Annotated in this window: 22 protein-coding genes; 9 read left to right on the plus strand and 13 right to left on the minus strand. The window is 61.3% G+C overall.

Translation table 11 applies throughout. The features are described 5' to 3' along the window. Positions 1-164 precede the first annotated feature (164 nt). On the plus strand, positions 165-1,334 hold the full coding sequence (locus ACHHTY_RS01265) for an MFS transporter (RefSeq protein ID WP_395492225.1): 1,170 nt from the start codon (positions 165-167) through the stop codon (positions 1,332-1,334). Positions 1,335-1,365: 31 nt separating this feature from the next. On the opposite strand, the gene ACHHTY_RS01270 is transcribed toward ACHHTY_RS01265, so the two are convergent. From ACHHTY_RS01270 to ACHHTY_RS01280, 3 genes are all read right to left on the minus strand, one after another. Next, the gene (locus ACHHTY_RS01270) at positions 1,366-1,776 is read right to left on the minus strand and encodes a M67 family metallopeptidase (protein ID WP_395492226.1); all 411 of its coding nucleotides are present in this window, start codon (positions 1,774-1,776) and stop codon (positions 1,366-1,368) included. A gap of 43 nt (positions 1,777-1,819) precedes the next feature. Then, a complete protein-coding gene (locus tag ACHHTY_RS01275) occupies positions 1,820-3,616 on the minus strand; it encodes a YcaO-like family protein (RefSeq protein WP_395492227.1) in 1,797 nt (598 codons plus the stop codon). A gap of 176 nt (positions 3,617-3,792) precedes the next feature. Next, positions 3,793-5,043, minus strand: coding sequence for a diguanylate cyclase (locus ACHHTY_RS01280; protein WP_395492228.1), 1,251 nt, complete (start codon positions 5,041-5,043; stop codon positions 3,793-3,795). Positions 5,044-5,818: 775 nt separating this feature from the next. On the opposite strand from ACHHTY_RS01280, the gene ACHHTY_RS01285 reads away from it, so the two are divergent. Further along, positions 5,819-6,421, plus strand: a complete 603-nt coding sequence (locus ACHHTY_RS01285) for a PAS domain-containing protein (protein WP_395492229.1) — start codon at positions 5,819-5,821, stop codon at positions 6,419-6,421. A 3-nt stretch (positions 6,422-6,424) separates the two neighbouring features. On the opposite strand, the gene ACHHTY_RS01290 is transcribed toward ACHHTY_RS01285, so the two are convergent. From ACHHTY_RS01290 to secD, 7 genes are all read right to left on the minus strand, one after another. Beyond that, entirely contained in the window at positions 6,425-6,640 is a 216-nt protein-coding gene (locus tag ACHHTY_RS01290) for a hypothetical protein (protein WP_395492230.1), read from the minus strand. 76 nt (positions 6,641-6,716) lie between these two features. Then, on the minus strand, positions 6,717-8,354 hold the full coding sequence (locus ACHHTY_RS01295; protein ID WP_395492231.1) for a cation:proton antiporter domain-containing protein: 1,638 nt from the start codon (positions 8,352-8,354) through the stop codon (positions 6,717-6,719). A 52-nt stretch (positions 8,355-8,406) separates the two neighbouring features. Then, positions 8,407-8,712 carry an FtsB family cell division protein gene (locus tag ACHHTY_RS01300; RefSeq protein WP_395492232.1) on the minus strand — a complete coding sequence of 102 codons (306 nt, stop codon included), beginning with the start codon at positions 8,710-8,712 and terminating at the stop codon, positions 8,407-8,409. Positions 8,713-8,881: 169 nt separating this feature from the next. Then, positions 8,882-9,583, minus strand: coding sequence for a twin-arginine translocase subunit TatC (gene tatC, locus ACHHTY_RS01305; RefSeq protein WP_395492233.1), 702 nt, complete (start codon positions 9,581-9,583; stop codon positions 8,882-8,884). Between the two features lie 6 nt (positions 9,584-9,589). After that, on the minus strand, positions 9,590-10,417 hold the full coding sequence (locus tag ACHHTY_RS01310) for a phosphoribosylformylglycinamidine synthase subunit PurQ (RefSeq protein ID WP_395492234.1): 828 nt from the start codon (positions 10,415-10,417) through the stop codon (positions 9,590-9,592). 155 nt (positions 10,418-10,572) lie between these two features. Then, on the minus strand, positions 10,573-11,295 hold the full coding sequence (locus ACHHTY_RS01315) for a YkgJ family cysteine cluster protein (protein ID WP_395492235.1): 723 nt from the start codon (positions 11,293-11,295) through the stop codon (positions 10,573-10,575). Between the two features lie 15 nt (positions 11,296-11,310). Next, positions 11,311-13,926, minus strand: coding sequence for a protein translocase subunit SecD (gene secD, locus ACHHTY_RS01320; protein WP_395492236.1), 2,616 nt, complete (start codon positions 13,924-13,926; stop codon positions 11,311-11,313). A 546-nt stretch (positions 13,927-14,472) separates the two neighbouring features. On the opposite strand from secD, the gene rsfS reads away from it, so the two are divergent. The 6 genes from rsfS (at position 14,473) to ACHHTY_RS01350 (ending at position 20,417) form a co-directional block, all read left to right on the plus strand. Further along, positions 14,473-14,847: a ribosome silencing factor gene (gene rsfS / locus ACHHTY_RS01325; RefSeq protein ID WP_395492237.1), complete on the plus strand. Its 375-nt coding sequence runs from the start codon at positions 14,473-14,475 to the stop codon at positions 14,845-14,847. A 61-nt stretch (positions 14,848-14,908) separates the two neighbouring features. Continuing rightward, on the plus strand, positions 14,909-16,498 hold the full coding sequence (gpmI, locus tag ACHHTY_RS01330) for a 2,3-bisphosphoglycerate-independent phosphoglycerate mutase (RefSeq protein ID WP_395492238.1): 1,590 nt from the start codon (positions 14,909-14,911) through the stop codon (positions 16,496-16,498). 48 nt (positions 16,499-16,546) lie between these two features. Then, the gene (gene thrC, locus ACHHTY_RS01335) at positions 16,547-17,938 is read left to right on the plus strand and encodes a threonine synthase (RefSeq protein WP_395492239.1); all 1,392 of its coding nucleotides are present in this window, start codon (positions 16,547-16,549) and stop codon (positions 17,936-17,938) included. 18 nt (positions 17,939-17,956) lie between these two features. Beyond that, entirely contained in the window at positions 17,957-18,793 is an 837-nt protein-coding gene (locus ACHHTY_RS01340; protein ID WP_395492240.1) for a purine-nucleoside phosphorylase, read from the plus strand. Positions 18,794-18,825: 32 nt separating this feature from the next. Then, entirely contained in the window at positions 18,826-19,029 is a 204-nt protein-coding gene (locus ACHHTY_RS01345) for a bacterioferritin-associated ferredoxin (RefSeq protein ID WP_395492241.1), read from the plus strand. Positions 19,030-19,097: 68 nt separating this feature from the next. Further along, the gene (locus ACHHTY_RS01350; RefSeq protein ID WP_395492242.1) at positions 19,098-20,417 is read left to right on the plus strand and encodes an amidohydrolase family protein; all 1,320 of its coding nucleotides are present in this window, start codon (positions 19,098-19,100) and stop codon (positions 20,415-20,417) included. Between the two features lie 49 nt (positions 20,418-20,466). On the opposite strand, the gene ACHHTY_RS01355 is transcribed toward ACHHTY_RS01350, so the two are convergent. Genes ACHHTY_RS01355 through ACHHTY_RS01365 form a run of 3 tightly spaced genes read right to left on the minus strand, consistent with a single transcriptional unit; the run spans position 20,467 to position 23,001 of the window. Continuing rightward, a complete protein-coding gene (locus ACHHTY_RS01355; protein ID WP_395492243.1) occupies positions 20,467-21,306 on the minus strand; it encodes a metal ABC transporter permease in 840 nt (279 codons plus the stop codon). Beyond that, complete coding sequence (locus ACHHTY_RS01360; RefSeq protein WP_395492244.1) at positions 21,299-22,075, minus strand: metal ABC transporter ATP-binding protein; 777 nt, start codon at positions 22,073-22,075, stop codon at positions 21,299-21,301. The genes ACHHTY_RS01355 and ACHHTY_RS01360 overlap by 8 nt, the downstream gene beginning before the upstream one ends. Then, positions 22,072-23,001, minus strand: coding sequence for a metal ABC transporter solute-binding protein, Zn/Mn family (locus ACHHTY_RS01365; protein ID WP_395492245.1), 930 nt, complete (start codon positions 22,999-23,001; stop codon positions 22,072-22,074). The genes ACHHTY_RS01360 and ACHHTY_RS01365 overlap by 4 nt, the downstream gene beginning before the upstream one ends. A 330-nt stretch (positions 23,002-23,331) precedes the next feature. Here ACHHTY_RS01365 and tatA point away from each other — a divergent pair, with 330 nt between their 5' ends. Then, complete coding sequence (tatA, locus tag ACHHTY_RS01370; protein WP_395492246.1) at positions 23,332-23,580, plus strand: twin-arginine translocase TatA/TatE family subunit; 249 nt, start codon at positions 23,332-23,334, stop codon at positions 23,578-23,580. The last annotated feature ends 83 nt before the right edge of the window (positions 23,581-23,663 follow it).

The raw sequence follows: 23,663 nt of genomic DNA on the forward strand, positions 1-23,663 counted from the left end.
CACTATGCCAAAACGAAGCCCGTGGAAGTCTTCCGCCCGGATTACCGGGCTGGAGATCGGGCAATGGAAAGGAGAACCTGATTAATGAAACCGGCAGAGGACCAAGGCGATGACCGGGGCACAGGGCGCTATCGGCGAACTGCGGGGAGGTTCAACCCGCTCCCATGATGCCCTACCGCCTGCTGTTGCCCCTGCTTTTTTCGGTTTTTATCGCCCTGTTGGGGATCGGCATTATCGTGCCGGTGATGCCGGTCTTTGCCACCAGTCTCGGGGCCAGCGGTTTGGCCCTGGGGTTTATTATCGCCTCTTTCTCCATCACCCGCGGGGTCTGCATGCCGGTGGTGGGCTCGCTTTCCGATCGCTGGGGCCGCAAGGGTTTTCTCCTGGGCGGTCTTTTCGTTTTCGGGGTGGTCGGGGTGCTGATTCCTGCGGCCACCTCGGTGGAAAACCTGGTCCTGATCCGGGCTCTGCATGGAGTGGGTTCGGCGATGATTGTCCCGGTGGCCATGGCCTATGTCAGCGATCTGGCTCCGATCGGCGAGGAAGGGCGCTACATGGGCCTGCTCAACACCGCCATCTTTGCCGGCATCGGCAGCGGCCCCTTACTGGGCGGGATTTTCACTGATCTTTGGGGAATGGCGGCGGCTTTTTATGCCATGGCCACCTTGAGCTTTCTCGCCCTGGGCCTGGTCCTGCTCCAGATGCCGGCCATGCCGGTCGCCACCGCCCGGGCCGGCAACGGCGACGGCCTGTTCGCCGCCATGGCCAAAATGCTGGCCAGTCGCCGCACTTCCGGCCTGTTGCTGGCCCGCCTGGCAACCATGATTATCATGGTGCCGACCATGGCCTTTCTGCCCCTCCTGATGACCCAGGCCTTCCAGGCCAGCGGGTTCCAGATCGGGGTGGTGATCGCCGTCCGCACTCTGATCAACGCGGTCCTGCAAGGCCCCTGCGGCCGGCTGGCCGATCGCCGCGACAAGCTCCAGTTGCTGCGGGTCGGCTGCCTGACCATCAGCGTCATCATGTGCCTGATTCCCCTGGCCGGTAATTTCTGGAGTTTGCTCTTGCTCTTCGTGATTATGGGGCTTGGCGAAGCTCTGATCTGGCCGACTTTAGGAGCGCTGGCCACCGAGGAAGGGCGCAAGTACGGGCAGGGCACCATGATGGGGGTTTACAACCTGGCCATGAGCGGAGGGGTGCTGACCGGGGCCATGGCGGCGGGAATCGCCACCGACTGGATCGGCCTCAAGTGGTCATTCCCGCTGATCGGCCTCACCGTGCTGGTTCTGACCATGGTCGCCATCGCCGCCTTGAAAAATCCGCCCCAGTCTTGAGTCTGTCAGGCTGCTAAAGACAGACAGCACCCTAGCGGGCGCCGGCCACTACCTTAAGGGGAACTTCGGTTTCCGTGCCCTGCCTGATCCGGAAGGCCCGGACCGGAACCACCCCCGCCATCAGGCTGACGATGACATAGATGACCTTGGGGTCATGGGCCAGGCGCAAATCCTCTATCGAAGGCCGGGCGGGAGTTTCGGGATGGGAATGGTAAACCGCCGCCAACTGTAACCCCTCTGCCCTGATCTGGCGGATCACGGCAAACTGCTCCGCCGGGTCCATGGCGTAGTGATCGGGGGCGGCGTCGATGTTGGTCAATTCGAAATGACGGCACACCACCCCGTCTTTGGCGGCCAGGTAGCCGCAGGCCTCGTTGGGCTCCTCGCGCCGGCCGTGGGCCAGCAGGGCGGCTATGATTTTTTCTTCAATCGCTAAAACCATGGCGAATATCCTTTCCGCGATGGACATTTCCTCGCATTAACGTTTACGATTGCGCCGCCTGGTCGCGCTCGGCAAACATCTCATCCAGGTGGGTGCGGGCCAGTTCCATGTAGGGTTCCATGGTCAGGGCGATCTTGAAGTTGTGGGCCGCCTCTTCGATCCGGTTGAGCTTGCGCAGGTTGACGCCGAGATTGAAGAAATCGATGGCCGAGGCCGGCTCCAGATCGATGGCCCGGGAAAAGTGGCCGACGGCGGTCTCGTGGTCTGCCAGCTTGAAATGGCAAAAACCCAGCAGGTTGTGGATATCCGCCCGCTCCTCGTCCAGTGCAAGCCCTTTACCCAGGACCCCGATTGCCTCCTGGTAGCGGCCCATGTCCTTCAGGCATTCTCCCATGAAGGAATAGATGTAGGGGAGGTCCTCCTCCTCGGGTTTCAGCTCCAGGGAACGGTTGAAATGGGCCAGGGCCTCTTCGAAGCGGCCCAGGTAGGCCTTTTTCTTGGCCAGGTAGAATTCTATGAAATAAGCGCCGGGCAGGATCTTTGCCATCTTTGCAAGTTGTTCGATCTGGGCGGCCGGGTCACTGATCTGCTCGTGGGCCAGCTTGGCGGCAAACAACCCGGCGTTTTTGCTCATGGAACGCTCCCGGAAGTGGGCCCCGGGCACGATGGTGTAGATCGCGGGAATTTGCAGTTGCGGGTGGCGGGTGTTGATCAACAGCACTTCCATCCCCAGCTTGTCGAGGGCGGCCAGGCAACGGTCGATCTCCACTTTCATGTTGTGGTCGCCCAGATCGGGCAGGTCGCTCAACTTGACGGTCCGGCCGGGATCGGTGATGTAGTCCACCTCGGAAAGAGAAAGGGGCTTGGGCAGGCCGCTGGCCAAGTAGTTAGACTTGCTGTGGAAATCACCGGAAAGCTGGGCCACTTCAGTGAGAGCCCGGATCAGGGCCTTGTTGGGCTCCGGGGTGGTGCCGGCGGTATAGACGATCTCGCTGGTCTCGGGGAAAGTGGAGGGATCGATGGCCAGGGCGGCAACGGTGGGGATGCCGGTATCCAGGGAGAAATCGTTGAGATAAACCTGGATCCCGTGGCGGGTGAATTTTTGTAACAGTTCGGCGGCCACCGGATCGGTGATGGACTGGGGATCGATCCGCGGGGCCTTGATCCTTTCGCGGGTAACCACCGCGCAGACGTGGCGCTCGACGATTTCGCAGAGCCCCTGCAGAATTGCCTCTTCATAGGAGTTGCCGGCGGAAGGGCCGTTGAATTCATTGATGGCATAAAACCAGGAGTAGGGCACTAAAACCAGCTCGCCCCGGCTCAGGTTGGTGGCCCAGGCCCAGCGGATGGGGATATCGGCCAGCAGTTCGGCCAGGGTTTCCTCGCTGGTGGTCTCGTCGTGGACCGACTGGAGCAGGTATCTGAGCGGAAGCAGGGGTTGTCCCTCGGCCTGGAGTTCGGCGTAGGTGGCCCGGATGAAATTGGCCGGATTTTGCCGGAAGCTGTAAAAGCTGAAGCGCTCGATCAGCTCCATGCAGGCGCTGGCCTGGGACTGGGCCGGGGTGCAGCCCTTGCCCAACTGCTTCTTGTTGCGGATCACCTCGTAGGCTTCCCGCCCGCACACGCTGAAGTAAACCGGGATATCCAGCCGGCCGGTGTCGACCCGCTGGACATCCTTGAGAATATCGAGCTTGACCTCGGCCAGTTTCCGCTTGAGTCTGGTGATGGTTTCTTCGGGGCTGCAGACCTTGTCCTGGTCGTAGGTATAGGATTTGCGGCAGTCGTTGCAGGTGATAAGTTCGGGGATTGGTGGCCGTTGGGCGCTCTTGCTCATCAGCATCTTCGGGGCTCCGTAATCAATGGCTGGGGTGATTCGCTCTTGACAGAAAGACGGAGTATCGCCAAGCTGATTTCAATTGTCAAGCCTATATGATACAAAGTGGCAATATTGCGCCATGACGGGCAACCAGGGGGGGCCATTTTGAAACCGGGCTTCATTATGTCCTGAATGGGATTTCAGACGTTGACTTCGACGCGGTTGCGGCCGCCGGCCTTGGCTCGGTAGAGAGCTCCATCGGCCCTGTTGAGCAGGTCCACCTCCGCCTGGTCGATGTTCCGGGGGGCTTTGGCCAACCCGGCGACGCCGAAACTGGCGCTGAGGGTCAATACCTGGCCGTCGGCCAAATTTATCCGGCAGGAGAGAATTGTCCGCCGTAGGCGTTCGGCAATCTCCCGGGCCCCGGCCGGATCGGTGTCGGGTAGGAGAACCACGAATTCCTCGCCCCCAAACCGGCTCAGAATATCGTTGGCCCGGCACTGTTCCTGAACATGGGCGGCAATCTCCCGCAGGGCTTGGTCTCCGGCTTGGTGGCCGAAGGTATCGTTGACCTGCTTGAAGTGGTCGAGATCGAAAATGATACAGGCCAGCGGTCTGCCGTTGCGGCCCATCCGGACCAGTTCGGCATGCAGCCGCTCCAGCAGGTAGCGGCGGTTTTTCAGGCCGGTCAGCTCATCGGTGATCGCTATCTGTTGCAGTTTCTGTTCGGCCCTTTTCAGTCGCCCTCTTAAACGGTTCATCAGGCGGGAGATGATCAGGAATAAGGCCAGAATGGAGATCAGGACCAGGCTGATGAGGACGGCCAGGTTGCGGGAGTGGGCGGCCGCGATGGCATCGATATTGAAGCGGACACTGATGCCGCCCCTTATATCGCCTATGCGATAACCCTGGCGGGCGTGGCAGGCCAAACAGGCATCCTCAACGATCAGAGGAGCCATGTAGCGGAAATAGGTCGAAGAGTTTTGCTTTTCCCTGGTGAAAAGTTCCGGGATGCCGGTTTCGAAGGCTGCCAGTGCTTCCCCCTCGAAAGGATCAGGTTTGTTGGCCGGATTGATGGGATTGAGGCTCGTCACGTTGAACTGGAAGCTGCCCTCCTGCGCGACGATTTCCGAGATTTCCCGCACCATCAGGGCCGGGTTTTTCTTGGTGTAGATCCGACCGTCGGCGGTTTCCAGGTCGGGATCTTCAAGATAGGGATTGGAGATCATCCCCGGGGTTTTCAAAACATAGACCCCCCCGTGGTTGGCGTTCCATTTTCTGGTAATAACGATCGCTTCGACGATGGAACGGGCCCGATTTTGCAGCTCCTGTTCAAGGGCTTGCCGGTTATTGAGAAAGATGCCGAGATAAATCGCGGCGATAAACCCTAACATAATCAGGACCAGATTGAGGAAAAAAGAGGTCAGGGCTTTATCGGCGATTCTTTTCATTGGAGTAATCAAAGCGATATCATTAATTAAAGAGGCTATGGGCTGAATAATCCGGCATCCGTCGGCCAGGCCATGGATTTTGCCGGACTTTTAATATACAATCAGCACCGGCCAGCTTTATTGAGTTTAATTATTACTTTTATCAAATGTTGTCAATAAGGGAAGTCATCGCCGTGGAGCTGTGGCATTGTTGAGCAGGGCGTTCCGAGTCTTCTGTTTGTCAGTATGATGGCCGGGCTCCAGGGGGGGGAAGGGGCTGGATGTAGTCAATAAAAGTCATGTGTCCGGCTCAATAGTAAATTGGCCTACTCTGGGTCCGGGGCAAAAGCACAGATTTATGGCAGGCATCCAGTCGCCGCCCCCGGTTGGGATAATTTTATGGCGACTTGATATTAAAAGGGACGAAGAAGGCTGCTTTGCCGCCGGCACCAGCCCCTCATTTTAATGGTAGGGTCGGGCCTGGAAGTCTTCTCCCGGCCGCTTATTTTTGTTTGACAACTCCACCTCCGGCCGTTAGAAGAAGCGGATGATCAATCTGTAGGCCAGGGATCGAGGAGGGATAACTTTGATTGGCTCCTGAAACTGAACAGGGGCGGAAACGGTACCTCGACTGCCTCCCTCGGGGCTTAATTTCGTTCAGTGAGCCTGATATTCTGCTATAATAAAAAAATACTGGTTGGTGGAACTTCTTCGGTCTGTCGACCTTCCTGGAGCAGACCTCCCTTTAATGCGGCGGGTCTCTCAACCCTAGCCTCCACCGGGAGTACACCTCAGGATGAACCCCAAGGCCGAGGAGAGTTTTTTCAAGACCATCGTTGATGCTTTTCCCTCGCCGGTGTTCGTTATGGACAGGAGCGTCCGGATTCTTGCCCATAACGCCGCCGCGGCCCGGATGCTGACCATGGATATAAATTACATTCCGCAGGAACGCGCCGGGACAGTCCTGCACTGCATCCACTCAACGGAAACCCCGGACGGTTGCGGCTACGCTCCCTCATGCCGGGGTTGCGTGGTGCGTCAATCGGTAGGCAGGTCCTTTCAGGGCCAGCAGATCGTGCGGGAACGGGTGAAGATGGAGTTAATGGGGACAGACGGCGAGATCAAGGAGCGTTACCTGATGGTGACCACCTCCCTTTTCGGCTATGGCGATCAGGAGCTGGTCCTGTTGATCATCGAGGATATCAGCGAACTGCTCAAGGCCATGCTGCCGATCTGCTGCCATTGCAAGAAGATCCGCGGTGAGGCGGCCCATTGGCATCCCATGGAGGCCTATTTTATGGAGCACCATAATATCCAGTTCAGCCATGGCATCTGCCCCGATTGCGCCAGGAAGTATTATCCCGAGATCTACCATAACCGCGGCCTGCCGGCCAAGTAGGCTTTACCCCGAATCATTGCCTGGCCTCCGGCCTGTTTTCCCTTTTGCTTGCCGGCGCCGGGCGCTTTTGGCCTCGAGGGCGGCCAGGCGTTCCTCCAGTTCCTCGCTGAGTCTGACCTTGCCTTCGAGTACACAGCCGCGCCGGCCGGGGATGCAGTCGGCATGGAGTTTCCGGCACTGGTTGAGATTGAAATCGTAGTTGCGGCAGGAAAAAGTCATAAGCTGAATTCCGTTTTGGCGGTTGCCGGTCCGGCTTTGGCAAGCTGTCCGGGGCGGTGGGCTTTGATAATCTGGCTCAGGGTTCCTTGCTCCATTTTTGCCGGGGAATGCCGCCGGTCATTTCCGCCAGCAGGGGCTCCACCTGGGCGGCGAAGCCGGCTCCGGCGCCTTCGTAAAGATTGAAGGCAACCTGGGCTCCGGCCTCCTCCAGTTCATAGGCCTCGTCGGGGAACTGGGCCAGAGCGGCGATAAAGCCGCTAAAGCCGGTCTCCTTCAGCTGGCGCAGGGCATAGAGGTTGGCATGGTGTTCGGGCATGGCCAGCAGGACCATGCGCAACCGGCCGTGGCGGGTGCGGGCCCAGAATTCGGGATCGGTGGCGTCGCCGTGGACTACCCGACGGCCCTTGGCGTGGTGATCGACGACCTTGTTGGCGTTGCTTTCCACCCCCACCACCAGATCCCCGAAATCTCCGCTGATAAAATCGTAAGCCCCGCTGCCTACCCGACCCATGCCGAAAATGGCCACCACCGACTCCCCCAGATCGATAATAGTCTCTTCCGGGTGGCGAATTTCCCCTTCGTAGCGTTTAAGATAAGCACGGCCGAAGTTGAAAAGCTTGTAAGAAATCTGGTTCAAGGGGGCCGCAGCCACGAAGGAGATGGACAGGGCGATGGCGATGATCAGCATCCAGGAGGAGTCCATCCAGCCGTTGCTGACCCCCACCGCCCCAACGATGAGGCCGAATTCACTGTAGTTGGCCAGGCTGAGGGAGGCGAGAAAGGACGAGCGGGCCCGCATCCGCAGCCGGGTGAGCAAGAGAAAAAAGAGGGCCACCTTGAGGGGAACCAGCAGGACCAGGAAAAAGGCGATGCCCAGATCATGCCAGGTGGGCAGGCCGGCCAGGCCGATCTGGACGAAGAAGCCCACCAGGAAAAGCTCCTTGAGACTGAAAAGATTGTCGGCGATCTCCGAGGCCCGCTTGTTGTTGGCCAGCAGCATCCCGATGACCAGGGCGCCGAGATCGGGCTTGAGTCCAACCAGGTCGAAAGAGGCCACCCCGATGGCCAGGGCGGCGAAGAGGCCGAACATCGGCAGCAACTCACCGTGGCCGCAGCGGTTGAGAATATAATAGATGCCCGGACGAACCAGGACCAGGGCAACCAGCAAGGGCAACGCCCAGAGCGAAGGCAGCTTACCGGTGGAAGCGGTGAGAAAAAGGACGGCGAACACGTCCTGCATGATCAGGATGCCGATAGCGGTGCGGCCGTGCAGGGAGAGCATTTCCCCCTTCTCTTCGAGGATCTTCACCGCGAAGACGGTGGAAGAAAAGCAGAGGGCGAAGCCGATCAGCAGGGCCCGGCCCAGATCGAGGCCGGCAAAGGCCTGAATGCCCAAGAGGCCCAAGAGGGTGAAGGCTAGCCCGAAGACCAGCACGGTGATCAGGGCGTGGCCCGTGGCCCCGGCCCAGACTTCGGGCCGGGTCAGGTTTTTGATCTTGAGCTTGAGCCCGATGGTAAAGAGCAGCAGGGTAACACCGAGGTCGGCGACTATTTCGATGGAGCTGTCGGACTCGACGCCGAAGGCATTGAAGAGAAAGCCGGCAACCAGAAAGCCCACCAGGGGAGGCAGCCCCACCTGGCGGGCGATGAAACCCAGGAGAAAGGCGACGGAAAGCGTAACCGGGTAAGCGGAGAGGACGGAGATAGGTTCCATGAGGTAGATTGTTTAAGGTTACCCGGGGCCCGGGCCGGAAATTACGGGGCGATCAGGGCCGCGAGCGGCGGAAGTCGAAGAGGATTTCATTTTCCTTGAGCAGGCCGTATTCCCGCCGGGCTACTTCTTCGATATAGGCGGGATCGTTTTGCAGCCGGGTGATTTCCGTCAGCAGTTCGCGGTTTTGGGCTTCCAGGCGCTGGCTATCGGCCCGCAGTTCTTTCAGTTCCCCGCTAACCTTGGCATAGCGCCAGAGTCCGTAGGGGCTCAGCAGCAGCCAAAGGGCCAGCAGGGCCAGGAACAACAGGGCCGGTCTTTTTAAGGGCTTTCTGCTCTTATGCTGGTAAAGACTCCGCATGGTTTTTATATACCTGCGTCATCCGGTGGTCGCAATGGTAAAGGTGGGCCGGAGCACGCCCCGGAGCCGATCAGGGGGGGCCATCGCGACGGTAGAGCGGTGATAAGGGCCGGGCCGGTCCTCGGTCCCGGTGCTGAAACCCGGCCAGGGGGCGTAATGCCCCGGGCAATCATTCAATTTTCAACAGCTTGATAATGATGATCCCCGACTCATAGAGCAGGTACATCGGTCCGGCCATGAAGGAAAGATTGACCACGTCCGGGGTCGGGGTGATCAAGGCGGCGATGATGGTGATAATCAACACCGCGTAGCCCCGGCCGCTTTCGAATTTGCGCCGCGAACAGAGCCTGGTCTTGGCCCCGAAAATCATGAAGATCGGCAGCATGGCGATAAAGCCGAAGGCCAGCACGAAAACGGTGACGAAGGAGACGAATTTGCCCACCGCGATCACCGCCTGCAACTCTTCGGACTGGTAGCCCAGGAGAAAGTTGACCCCCAGGGGCAGAGTGACGAAAAAACAGAACATGGTGCCGCCATAGAAGAGCAGGCAGCAAAAGCCCACGAACCAGGCCCGAGTGGTCCGGGTCAGGCCGAAGGGTCCGGCCATCGCTTTCCAGAACCAGTAAGTAAAAAAAGGCACCAGGCTGAAAAGGGCCAACCCCACGGCCAGGCGAACCTGGGCCAGGAAGGGGTCGCTGACCGTGAAAAAAGCCAGTTCCTGGCCGAGATGAGCCTGGAAGAAACGTAAAATTTGGGGGGCAACGAAGGTGAAGGCGACGGTGGCCGCAACCAGGGCCAGCCCCAGGTAATAAGCGGGGCTGCGCAGTTCCCTGATGATTCGCGCCAGGGGATGACCTTGCCGTCGTGTCATAGCGGGCTAGAGCAGGTGGGCCCGGATGAAATTGACGCCGTTGCGGAAGAGCAGCACCCCCTGGCCTTCTTCCGGGAGTTCCTCCCGGGTCCAGCGGGGGTGGTTGGTGCGATGGAGAAAGGCTTCCGGATGGGGCATCAGACCGAAAAGCCGCCCGCTGGGATCGCAGATCCCGGCAATGCCGGCCGGTGATCCGTTGGGATTCCAGGGGTATTCCTGGGTGGCCTCGCCGCTCCGGGGATCGGCGTAGCGCAGAGCCACCAGCTTATTATCCTCCAAACGGCGCAGCACCTCCTCGTCGGCGGTTACGAACTTGCCTTCGCCGTGGCGGATCGGAAAATAGAGTCGATCGATTCCCCGGGTGAAAACACAGGGGCTGTCCTGCTCCACCCGCAGGTGAACCCAGCGGTCTTCGAAGCGGCTGGAGTCGTTGTGGATCAGGCTGACCTGGCGCAGATCGTAACGCTGCTCGAAGCCGGGGAGCATGCCCATCTTGACCATCAACTGAAAGCCGTTGCAAACCCCGATAATCAGTTTGCCGGCCCCGATGAAGCGCTTAAGTTGTTCCCGCAACGGTTCACCCTCGGGCTCGACGGTGGCATAGCGCCAGCGGTGGGCCCCGGCCTGGCCGGCCCCGAGATCGTCGCCGTCAAGAAAGCCGCCGGGCAGGTTGAGCAGGTGGTAGTCGTCGAGGCGATACTGGCCGCTGAGCAGTTCGCTCATGTGGGCGATATCCACCTGGTCGGCCCCCCCCAACCGGCAGGCCTGGGCCATTTCCGTTTCGCAGTTGGTGCCGTAGCCGGTGATGACAATGGCCTTGACCTTCTTGCCCATAATCTCCGCTCCTCTTCCGCTGTCTCGGACCGTTTGTTATGGCCCACCAAGAAAAATTCAGAAAAAATTTCAATAAAACCGTATGCCCGGCAGGCGAGCAACAGGATCAATCTCAACTGCCGGCGCAGCTGCGGCTGGCCTGAGCGTCCGGGAGCCTAGCGGTGCCAGGAGTGGTTGAGCCAGGCGATGGCGGCCAGCAGCAGCTCGTAGTCGTCCGCGGCGGCCCCGGGATCGCCGGATCCGGGCAGCACCACTCCCCCGGAACGGACCCGCTCCCGGAAATCTTCCAACTGGTAAAGGGTTTGCAGGTACTCGTCCCGCTGGGCGGCGGAGGGCCGCCAGCCTTGGAGAATCCGGCGGTGCCGGAGCAGGGGGAGCAGGGCGTCGCTGCAGCGGTTGTATTCGTTCAGGCCCTGGTCTTTCATCCAGCCGGCCGGATCGTTTTCCCGATCGGTGGCAAACCCTCGGCAGTGCTCTTCCCGCACCAGGACAAAAAGCTCCTGGGGCCGGCCGCCGCAACCGGCGGGCCGCAGCCCGCGGCCCAGGGGATAGGCCCGGCAGGCGGCGGGCCGGTCCTCGTAAACCGTGCAGCCGCCGGCGGAGACAAAGGGGCAGCTGGCCCGGCCGTCGTCGACCATGGCCAGGAAAACCAGGGGCAGTGCTTCATCCTCGCGCTCCTCGACCACCGCGTATTGCTCCAGGAAGGCGGCTGAATCGAGCCCCAGGCGTTTACGCAGACGCAGGACGTCGTAGGGGCTCAGAACCAGGTCCAGGGAGCGGCAGCATTCGGTAAAGCAGCTCAGGTCCGGCCCGCAGGTGAAGCGGAAAGACTCCCCGGGCTGCAGGGGCTGAACCTTTTCCGGTGGTTGAAAACTCATAAGGCGCCTTTGCCCTTAAACCTGGGCTTCCACCTCTTTTGAGGGCCGATCTTCCCGGATCACCGCCTCTTTGCTGCCCGGCAGGAACATCAGCAGCGGGCTGGCGATGAAGATCGAGGAGAAGGTGCCGACGATGATGCCCAGCAGCAGGGTCAGCGAGAAGTCGTGGATCACCGATCCGCCGAAGATCAACAGGGAAACCAATACCAGGGCGGTGGTCATCGAGGTGATCACCGTCCGGCTCATGATATCGTTGATACTGCGGTTGATCACGTCCTTGAGAGATTCCCGGGGCCGCTTCTTGATGTTTTCCCGAATCCGGTCAAAAACCACCACCGAGTCGTTGAGGGAGTAACCGGCCAGGGTCAAGAGGGCGGTGACGATCAGCAGGGTGATCTCGATGTTCAGCAGCCAGCAGATGCCCAGAACCACGATGACATCATGGAAGGTGGCGGCGGCGGCGGCCAGGCCGAAGCGCAGATCAAAGCGCAGGGCCAGATAGATGACCACCCCCAGCAGGGCGATCAGAATGGCCTGGATCGCCTTGTTGCGCAGGGTTTCGCTGATGGCCGAGCCGATTTCCGACTGGCTTTCCAGGTCAAATCCCGTAGCGGTCATGTGTTCGCGCAAGGCGGCGGTTACGGTTCCGGTGATGTCGCCCACCACCTCCCGGCTCTCCTTGATCCGCACGATCAGCCGGTTTTCACCCTCCACGTGCTGGGGCTGGGCCCCCTCGAGACCGGCCTGGTTCAGGGCGGAACGGACCTCAGCCAGGCTGAAGGGTTGTTCGGCCCGGTACTGGGCCATGGTGCCGCCGGCGAAATCCACCCCGAGATTGGCCGTTCCCCGGCCGACCTCGACCAGGGCCACCGCGCCCAGCAGCAGCAGAACGGCGGAAAGGCCAAAGGTAATGCGGCGCAGGCTCATGAAATCGAGGCCGGGCCGCTGCAGCAGGCTGAGGAAACGGATCTCGCCAAGTTTTCTCCGGGCGTGGAGCAGATCGTAAATAACCTTGGTCCCGAACAGGGTGGTGATCAGGTTGAAGGTTACTCCCAGCGAGAGGGTGACGGCAAAGCCCTTGATGGGCCCGGTGCCGAAAAGGAACAGGGCCAGGGCGGTAATCAGGGTGGTCACCTGGGAGTCGACGATGGTGGACAGGGCCTTGCTGTAGCCCCCCTCGACCCCTGATTTCACTGTCTTGCCGAGGGCGAATTCCTCGCGCATGCGCTCGAAGATCAGGACGTTGGCGTCCACCGCCATGCCGATGGCCAGGATAATCCCGGCGATCCCCGGTAGGGTCAGGGTGGCCTGCATCATGGCCAGGCCGGTGAAGATGAAGAGAATATTCATCAGCAGGGCCACGTTGGCGATTACCCCGGAAAGGCGGTAATAGATGACCATGAACATGGAAACCAGCAAAGCGCCGAACAGGCCTGAGTACAGCCCGCGCTGAATTGAATCGCGGCCCAGCGAGGCCCCGACGGTCAGGTTCTGAATGATATCCACCGGGGCGGGCAGGGCCCCGACCCGCAGCACGATGGCCAGGTCGGCGGCCTCCTCGTGGCGGAAGCCCCCGGAAATCTGGGCGCTGCCGCCGAGGATGCGTTCCCGGATCACCGGGGCCGAGCGAACCACTTCATCAAGCACGATGGCCAGCTGGCGGCCCACGTTGCGCTCGGTGATCTGGCCGAACACCCGGCCGCCGCGGTTGGTCAGGTCCAGGCTGACATAAGGTTCGTTGAAGGTGCCGCCCACCCGCACCCGGGCATCCCGAACCATCTCCCCGGTCATCAGGGGGGGGCTGTAAAGCAGGATCGGTTCGCTGCGTTCCTGGCCGGTCTGGCGGTCGACGGTGCGGTGGAAATAAATTTCCCGATCATCGGGCAGCATCCCCTGCAGGGCCCGGTTCAACTGCTGGCGATCGTCGCCCCATTGCCACTGGCCGGCCTCCACCGCCTGGCGGATCAGCTGGTTGAGATCAACCGCCTGGGAATCATCCACCAGCCGGAATTCCAACTGGGCGGTCTGGCCGATCAGGTCGATGGCCCGTTCGGGATCACGCACCCCGGGCAACTGGACCACGATCTCGTTGAGGCCCTGGCGGACGATGACCGGCTCGGCCACCCCGAACTGGTCGATCCGGTTGCGGATGATTTCCAGGGACTGGCGAACCGCGTTCTGTTCGATGAATTCGATTTGATCCTCGGCAAGCTGCAGGAAAATGCGGGGAAAGGTGCCCTCTTCGCTCTCCACCCGGATCTCGAGGTTGGGAAAATCGTTGGCCACCTTGCGCTCGACGGCGTCGAGGGCTCTGACGTTGGGCAGGGTGAAAACGACGGTCTGGGGATCGGTGGTCCGGGCCCGGACCAGGGTCACCTGCTCCTCCCGCATAACTTCCCGCAACTCTTCGGCGGCCAGGTCCAGGGAGTTGGCGATGGCCTGGTCAATATCGACCTGCAGAACCAGATGCATGCCGCCCTGCAGGTCCAGGCCCAGGCGCAGGCCCTCCGGGGCCAGGTACTTCTTCCACCAGTCGGGCACCGAAACCGACAGCGACGGCAGTACCGTGGCCAGGGAAAAGACGATCATAAAGAAGAGCAGGCCGATTTTCCATTTCAACGAGCTTTGCATTGCCACTCCCGCGCGGCGGCCGGGGTATTACCCGCGCCGCTTTAAGTTATAAGTCAGCTGTGCCCACGATCCGCTGGGATCGGCCGGAGGGGACGCAGCAAACCACTATCTCCCGAACGGAGAAGTTTATCAATCAAAAGTCGGAAATTATACCCCACATCGCCAGGAAATCAAAGGTCTGTTTGGCGAGGGGAAATGATCGGTGGCGGGGTAGCTGATCACGTTCGGCGGTTTTGCTCGGTTGGCCCGGGAACGGGAGAAAATCGCCGGCCTTTGCGGCTGCCAGCCGAATGATGATGGCAGGGCCGGGAACTAAAGCCCGTTTGGGGCTCGCTAGGTCCTGGGCGTAATTTCCGCCCCGTTGCTGGTCCCGATACGGCCGGGGCCGGGATTTGAGAAGTTTTCCTGGTTGCGCCGGAAACGCTGACCATAGTATGATGCCTTTTTTGTGCCCAGGCTGCCGGCGGAATCGTCGTGGCGGCGGAACCGGTTCCGCCCCCTTGAGGTCTCGGATTTGTCAATCTTTACAGTGTGAAATAGCCAAGCATGCATATTAAGACGGTAAGCAGGAAGCTGCAGGATCTGCCGGGGCTGGATCTGGCCCGGATCGCCGCTGAGGCGGCCCGGGGAATGAAGGCGGAAAACCTGGTGATTCTCGATGTCCGGGGCCTTTCCTCGGTCACCGATTATTTTGTCATCATGAGTGCCCGCTCCACCCGCCATGCTCAGAGCCTGGCCCGGGCAGTGGACGAGGCCCTTTCCTCGAAGCGCCTAAAAAGCGGGGACACCGAGGGCCTGGCCGAGGGCCTCTGGGTCCTGTTGGATTTCAATGATGTGGTGGTCCACATTTTTTATCACGAATTACGCGACTTCTACGACCTGGACGGACTCTGGCACGATGCCCCCCGGGTTACCATCTAAAGTGGACGGCAGTCATTGCTCTTAAAGGCTCCCCGCTGATCTGGTCAGTGAGATTATCCCAATGGCGAATAAGGTGCAGGAAGTGCGGCCGGTTTTGCTGGCCATTCTCGATGGCTGGGGCGAGGCGCCGCCGGGCCCCGGTAATGCCGTGCAGTTGGCCGATACCCCCAATATGGATCGCTGGCGGCGGCAATATCCCTTCACCACCCTGACCGCCCATAATGGAGCGGTGGGGTTGCCCGAGGGGCAGATGGGCAACTCCGAGGTCGGTCATCTCAATATCGGGGCCGGCCGCGTTGTTTACCAGGATTTCACCCGGATCGGCCTGGCGGTGCGGGAGGGCGATTTCTTCGCCAATCAAACCTTCAACGACCTGCTGGCCCGGCTCAAGCAAAACCAGGGCACCCTCCATCTCATGGGCCTGCTTTCCGACGGCGGGGTCCACAGCCATATCGATCACCTCATCGCCCTGCTGGAGCTGGCGGCTCGCCGGGGCCTGGAGCGGGTTCTGGTCCACGCTTTCATGGACGGCCGGGATACCCCGCCCCAAAGCGGGCTGGGTTACATGGAAACCCTGATCGCGGCCCTGGAGCGGATCGGAATCGGCAGGGTGGCCACGGTCTGCGGCCGTTATTACGCCATGGATCGGGATAAGCGCTGGGACCGGGTCCTGCGGGCCTGGGAAGCGGTGGTGGACGGCCAGGCCGAATTTGTCGCCGCCGATCCGGTGGCGGCGGTGCGGGCAGCCTACCAACGGGGCGAAACTGATGAGTTCATCAAGCCCACGCTGATCGGGGCCGCTGCCGGACAGCCGCGCATCGCCGACGATGACGGGGTTATTTTCTTCAACTTCCGGGCCGACCGGGCCCGCCAGCTGACCGCCGCCCTGACCCGGGACGATTTCGCCGGCTTTAATCGGCCCCGGCGGCCCCGGCTGGCCGCTTTCGCCACCATGACCCGCTACGAAAAGGACTTCGACCTGCCGGTGGCCTTCCCGCCCCAGGAACTGACCCGGATCCTGGGCGAGGAGATCAGTCGGCACGGGTTGAAGCAACTGCGGATCGCCGAAACCGAAAAGTACGCCCATGTCACCTACTTCTTCAACGGCGGCCGGGAAGAGCCCTTCGCGGGGGAAGAGCGGGCCCTGATCCCCTCGGCCCGCCAGGTGGCCACCTATGATCTCAAGCCGGAAATGAGCGCCCCGGAAGTGACCGAGGAGTTGCTCCGGCGTTTGGGTGGCGCGGCAACAGCCGGGGCTGCGGGTTTGCCCTATGCCCTGGTGGTCCTCAACTTCGCCAACGGGGACATGGTCGGGCACAGCGGCATCGTGGCGGCGGCGGTCAAGGCCTGTGAGGCGGTGGATCAATGCCTGGGCCGGTTGGTGGAGGCCTTCACCGCCGCCGGCGGGATCGTGATGATCACCGCCGACCATGGCAATGCCGAAGAGATGGTGGTCTCCGGCGACGGCGGCCCGATGACCGCCCATAGCTGCAACCCGGTTCCCTTTATTCTGATCGATCCCCGGGCCGAAGGCCCTTATCGATTGCGGTTTGACGGCGCTTTGCCCGATATCGCTCCGACCATTCTCCAACTGATGGGTTTACCGCTGCCGGCGGAGATGACCGGCTCCGGCCTTTTATTGGATCGCTAGCCGCGGTTCATCTTTGCTTGCTACTTGCTGATTTGAAAGGGATTGCCGATGCGCTACATTTCGACCCGGGGCGGGATCGCCCCCATTTCCTTCACCGAAGCGGTGATGATGGGCCTGGCCACCGACGGCGGTTTGCTGCTGCCGGAAAAACTGCCGGTGGCCGCGGCCGCCGAGATCGCCGCCTGGCGTGAACTGGCCTACCCCGAGCTGGCCGGGGCGGTATTGAGCCGCTTCATCGATGACATTCCTCCCGCCGATCTGCAGGAGCTGATCCGACGTTCCTACGCCGGCTTCAACCATCCCGAAATCACCCCCCTGGTGGATCTCGGGGAATGCCGGATCCTTGAACTGTTTCACGGCCCGACCCTGGCCTTCAAGGATATTGCCCTGCAACTGCTGGGCAACATGTTTGAATACCTGCTGGCCGCCTCCGGGGGCCGGATGAATATCCTCGGGGCCACCTCGGGGGATACCGGCAGCGCCGCCATTTACGGGGTGCGGGGCAAGGAGCGGATCAACATCTTCATCCTCCATCCTCATCAGCGGGTCAGCCCCATTCAGGAAAGGCAGATGACCACGGTCCTGGACGCCAATGTCTTCAATATCGCGATCAGGGGCAACTTCGATGACGGCCAGGCCATCGTCAAAAAACTCTTCAACGATATCCCCTTCAAGGAAAAGTACCAGCTCGGGGCGATCAACTCGATTAACTGGGCCCGGATTGTCGCCCAGGTGGTCTATTACGTTTACGCCGCTCTGCGCCTGACCGGGGCCAAGGGGGCCGGGCAGGTTGACTTCGCCGTGCCCACCGGCAATTTCGGTGATATCTTCGCCGGATTTGTGGCCCGGCGCCTGGTGCCCGGCCTGATTGGCCGCCTGATCCTGGCCACCAACGAAAACAACCTGCTGACCCGCTTTGTCCTCGACGGCGATTATTCGGTCAGTACCGTCCGGCCCACCAGTAGCCCCTCGATGGATATCCAGGTGGCCAGCAATTTCGAGCGTTATTTGTATTACCTCAACGACGAGGATTCAGCCCGGACCCGGCAGGAAATGGATGATTTCGCCCGCAGCGGCAGCCTGCGCTTCGGTCCCGACCGCCTGGCGCGGATTCAGGCCGATTTCGCCTCGCAAAGCGCCGATGAGCCCGCCACGCTGGCCACCATAAGTGATTTTTACCGGCGCCATGATTATCTGCTCGATCCCCACACCGCGGTGGGGGTTTACGCGGGACTGGCCTGCCGGCGGGAAAACGTGCCCCTGGTCTGCCTGGCCACCGCCCATCCGGCCAAGTTCGGGGCTGCGGTGGAAGCCGCCATCGGCCGCCCCCCGGAATTGCCCCCGGCCCTGGCCGCCTTGGAGAACAAAGAAAGCCGCTGCCAGGTGCTGGACGCCGACCTGGAAGCAATCAGGAGCTTTGTCGCCGACCACGCCGTTTAAAAAGGAACCGCGCCTGCAATGGACCGTGATCATCTTTCATTCGTTGGCCGGGTCGAGGAGGCCCGGGCTTTTCTGACCGCCCGCCTGCCGGAGCCCCCGGAACTGGCGCTGGTGCTGGGTACCGGCCTGGGCGGCGCGGCGGATTTGCTTTCCGACCGCCTGGTGATACCCTACGAGGAAATTCACCACTTCCCCCGCTCCACCGTAACCAGCCATGCGGGTAATTTGATCTGCGGCCGGCTGGCCGGCAAAAGGGTGGCGGCGCTGCAGGGCCGGTTCCATTTTTACGAAGGCTACAGCACCCGCGAGCTTACCATGCCGGTGCGGGTGTTGGCCCTGCTGGGGGCGAAAACCCTGCTGGTTTCCAATGCCGCAGGTGGGCTCAACCCGGCCTTTGACCCCGGCACCCTGATGCTGATCGCCGATCACCTCAACTTCATTCCCGACAACCCCTTGCGGGGACCCAATGTCGAGGTCTGGGGGCCGCGTTTCCCCGATCTTTCCCAGGCCTATGACCAGGAGCTGCGGCATAAAACGCTGGCCGCCGCCGACCGCTTGGGGCTGGACCGGGTAGGCGAGGGAGTCTATGCCGCCATTTCCGGCCCGAGCCTGGAAACCCCGGCGGAAACCCGCTACCTGCGCAACTGCGGCGCCGACGCGGTGGGAATGTCCACCGTGCCCGAGGTTATTGTCGCCCGCCATGCCGGGATGCGGGTTCTGGGTTTGTCGGTGGTGGCTAATGTCAACAACCCCGACAATTTTCAGCCTATCCTGCTGGAGGAGATCATCCGCGAAACCGAGGCCTGCGGCGAACGGGTGGTGCGCCTGCTGGCCGAAGTGCTGCCGACATTCTGACCAACCTGGACCCCGGTCAGGGATGGTAAAAGATGGTTGAAACAAGGTTTAACTGCCCGGCCGGAGCAGAGTTGGGCCAAGACGAGCTGGTTTGTTATTGCTTCGGCCATACCCGCAAGGATATCGAGCGGGATCTGCTTTCCCACAGCGGCCGATCCGCTATTCTGGCGGCGATCACGGCGGCCAAGCGGGGCGGAGGGTGTGACTGCGCCCGCAAAAACCCCAAGGGCCGTTGATGTCTGGCCGAGGTTCGCCAGTTGGTGAGCGAAATTAAAAAAAGATTGTCCGACAAGGCCTGAAACTTATGAACGAAACCCCTGTTGACCTGCTGCTGACCGGCGCCCTGGTGCTGACCCTGGATCAGCAGAAGCGGGAAATCCGCGAGGGGGCGGTGGCGGTGCGGGGCAGCGAAATCACCGCCGTCGGTCCCGTCGCCGAGCTTGCTCGCCGCTGGCCGCATGCCCCCCGCCTCGATACTCCCCACGGCCTGATCATGCCCGGGTTGGTCAACGTCCATACCCACGCGGCCATGAGCTGCTTCCGGGGCCTGGCCGACGACCTGCCCTTGATGAACTGGCTGACTCAATATATCTTCCCGGCCGAGGCCAAACTGACCGGGGAGATCGTCTATCACTCCACCATGCTCTCATGTGCCGAAATGATTCGCTCCGGCACCACAAGTTTCTGCGACATGTATCTTTTCGCCGCCGAGGTGGCCGCCGCCGCCGCCGCTTGCGGGATGCGGGCCTGGATCGGCGAAGTGCTCTATGATTTTCCCTCGCCCTGCTATGGAGAACCGGAAAACGGCTTCGCTTACATGGATCAGCTTTTCGCGGCCTACGCCGGTCACGAACTGATCCGGATCACCGTCGATCCCCACGCGGTTTACACCTGTTCTCCGGAATTGCTGCGCCGTCTCCATGGTTATGCCGAGCGCTACGACACCCATTACCATATCCACCTGGCTGAAACCCGGGAGGAGGTGGCCGGGTGCCTGGAAAAATACGGCCAAAGGCCGGTAGCCCATCTTGATGCACTGGGGGTTTTGGATGATCGAACGGTGGCGGCCCACGGGATCTGGCTTGAGCCTGCCGAGATCGAGCTGCTGGCCCGCAGGCAGGTCAAGGTGGCCCATTGCCCCGAAAGCAATATGAAGCTGGCCTCGGGGGTGGCCCCGGTGCCGGAACTGCTGGCGGCCGGGGTCACGGTGGGGCTGGGGACCGACGGGGCGGCCAGCAACAACGATATCGATCTCTTCGGCGAAATGGACAGCGCCGCCAAGCTCCACAAGCTCAACAAGCTCGATCCCACGGTGATGGACGCCGCCACGGTGCTGGGAATGGCCACCGGCGGCGGGGCCCGGCTTTTGGGGGCGGAGAGCCGGATCGGCAGCCTGGAGGCCGGCAAAAAGGCGGACTGCATCGTGCTGGATCTGCACCGGCCCCACCTGAGCCCCTGTTACCACGCCGCTTCCCAGTTGGTTTACGCCGCCCGGGGCGGGGATGTGGTTCACTCGCTGATCAACGGCCGCCTGGTGATGCGGGATCGCCGCCTGCTCACCATCGACGAGGAAGAGTTACTGGCCCGGATGGGGAACATCGCCCGGACCATCCGGCCGGCCTGACCATGGCCCTGGCGGGAAGTCCGGCTGCCGTCAGCCGGCGGCCCGGATTTCAACTTGAGATTTTTTTCAAGGCCAGAGCGGCAAGATAGCCCACCGCGGCCACCAGGATAATGGTCGGACCGCTGGGCAGGTCGTGGACAAAGCTGAGGCTGAGTCCCGCGGTTACGAAAAGCAGGCAGCAGAGGATGGCCCCCAACATCATCTGGCCCAGGGTGCGGGCGAAGGTGCCGGCTACGGCGGCGGGCAGGGTAAGCAGGGCGATGACCATGATGATCCCCACCACTCTTACCAGCAGCACCACGGTCAGGGCGGTGAGGCAGAGCAGCAGCAGGTTGTGGAAATCGGTGTTGAGGCCGCGCAGGCGGGCGAATTCCTCGTCGAAGCAGACCGCCAGGAACTTGTGGTAGAAAATCGCCGCCACCCCCACCACCACCAGGTCAAGTCCCAGCACCAGCCAGATATCACTTCGCGAAATCAGCAGGATATTCCCGAACAGGTAACTCATCGGCTCGACGTAGCCGGGCGTTTTGGCGATAAAGAGCAGGCCGATGGCCATGCCGGTGGCCCAGAGCGCTCCGATCACCGTGTCCTCTCGCTGCTTGGCGTGGATGCTGACCAGGCCGATGACCAGGGCGGCGACCAGGGCGGCGATCAGGGCTCCGTATATGGGGTCGAACCAGGTCAGCCCCACCTTGTGCTGGAGATAGAGCCCGGCCCCGATGCCGCCGAGGACGCAGTGGGCGATGGCCCCGGCCAGGTAGCTGATCCGCTTGGCTACAACGTAAGTTCCGACAATGCCGAAGGAAATGCTGGCCAGGATTCCGACCAGGAAAGCGTAGCGGAAAAAGGCGATTTCCGGGTGCCGCAGGGCCTCGATCAGCTCAAACACCGCAACGCTCCCCGGCGGCATTGCGATTGCCGACGCATTGATGATCGTGGCGGATCATGGTCACGTCGCCACCGTAAAGCTCCTGGATCATCTGGCCGCTGAGCTCGGAAACCGGATGGGTGACCACCTGCCGGTTGACGCAGGCGATACGCTGAAAAAAGCTGGAGGCGAAGCCGACATCGTGGGTCACCACCATGATGGTCCGGGTTTGATTGAGCTCCTTCAACAGGGCAAAGAGGCTGCTCTCCGCCTTGACGTCGATATTGGCGGTGGGTTCGTCGAGGATCAGGATTTCCGCCTCGCAGGCCAGGGCCCTAGCGATCAGGGCCCGTTGGCGCTGGCCGCCGGAGATCGCGGCAAAAAGCCGGCCCGCCAGGTGGTCGAGCTTCATCAGGGCCAGGGCCTCCCGGGCGGCGCGGTGATCGGTGGCGTTGTACCAGCCCAGGGGATGGCGGCTGATCCGGCCCATCAGGACCACATCCATGACCGTGACCGGAAAGAGTGGATCGTAATGGGCGTACTGGGGCACATAGCCCAGGCGCAGGCGGACCTCGGCGGGCGGGCGGCCCAGGATCTCGACCGAACCCCGCTGGGGTTCCAGCAGGCCCAGAATGAGCTTGAGCAGAGTGGTCTTGCCCCCGCCGTTGGGCCCGACCAGGCAGATGGAGTCTCGCGGCTCGATGCGCAGGTTGACCTTTTCCAGGACCGGCACATGATCGTAGGAAAAATCGAGATCGCGGACAACAATGACGGGTTCGCTTGCGGTCATGGATTATCTGTCAGTGCCGCGCTGATTTTAGCGGCCATTTTTTCGAGGTTGGCCAGCATGTCGGGGGCCAGGGGATCGAGGGGAACTACCTCGCCGTCGATGGAACTGGCGATGGTGGCGGCGCTTTTCTGGTCGAACTGGGGCTGGACGAAGATAACCCGAACCCCGTCATGGCGGGCCCGCTCAACCAGGTTGAGAAGCTGGCGCGGAGTCGGAGTTTTGCCGGAAATTTCCACGGCCTGTTGGCGCAGTTGGTAAGCCGCGGCGAAATAGCCGAAGGCGGGATGATAAACATAAAACGAGCTGCCGGCAAAGGGAGCCAGCAGTTCGGTGTTGCGGCGGTGGACGGCCTCGATTTCGCCTTGCAGGCGGGCATGGTTGTGCCGGTAGGCCGCGGCATGGTCCGGATCAATGGTGACCAGCCCCGCCAGGATATACTCGGCCATAATCAACAACTGGGGCGGGCCCAGCCAGATATGGGGGTCCAGTTCGCCGTGGCGGTGGCCGGAGTCGGTGTGATCGTCATGCCCGTCATGATGGTTATGCTCGAGCATGGGCAACTTGGCGATGCCCGCGCCGACATCGATGACCCGGGGGCCGCTCCCTTCCCGAGGCAGTTTGGCCAGCAGCATCCGCTCAAAGGGCATTTCCAGGGAAAAATAGATCCCGGCCCGGCTCAAGCGGCCAATCTGGCCGGGGCTGGGTTCAAAGGTATGGGGATCCTGGCCCGGCGGGAGCAGGGTGGCTACCCGGACCCGTTCTCGTCCGATCTTTTCGACCAGAAAAGAGATCGGGGCGATCCCGGTCACGATTTCGACCGGGTCCGCCGCCCGGCTTTCCCCCATGGCGGCTGGCGCCAAGTAAAGCCAGAGACAGGTCCAGGCCAGCAACCAGCCCCCAATGTTGCGGAACGTAATCGTCTTCATCGCAAAAGCAGCTCCTTGTTGCTATTTGTTTTAAAGCGCGACTTTTCAGGGGATAAACGGGCGGTCGGGTCGCCCCGGGATCCGGTGCCGCCGGCCGGTTACCGATTCTATTCGAGGGGGAGGGGCCAGGCAAGGGAAATCACGCCCAGCAACTGGAGGGAGGATCCGGACCAAATCGCGGCCGCTCCAATAATGGTTGTGAAAGAAGGTTTTTTTTCCCAACGATATAGGGTAAAAGGAAATTGCAAGCTATGCTCGGCGGCGCCGTTCTGGTTGACTTGAAAGGTGGCGCCGCTGCGGCTCAATCAGCAAAAAGCAAGGAGAAATGCCATGTTTGGTCTGGGAATGCCGGAATTGATCGTAATCCTGATTATCGCCTTCCTGGTTTTCGGAGGCAAGAAACTGCCGGAAATCGGCTCGGGCCTGGGCAAGGCCATCAGTTCATTCAAGAAAGGCGTCCGCGAGGTTGAGCAGGAGAGCGGGGTCAGCGATATAAAGTCCATCAAAGAGGACCTTAACGAAGAAGTGAACAAGGTCAAGGATATCGGCAAGACCGAAAGCAAGGTCGAAAAAAAATAGTCCTCGGTAGTTAGGCCGAGCAACCAAAAAAGCCGTTACCCCCAGGCCCGCGGGCTCCTCTTTGGCGCCGATCAGCAGATACC

Source organism: Desulfurivibrio nitratireducens (assembly GCF_044068515.1).
GTDB lineage: Bacteria > Desulfobacterota > Desulfobulbia > Desulfobulbales > Desulfurivibrionaceae > Desulfurivibrio.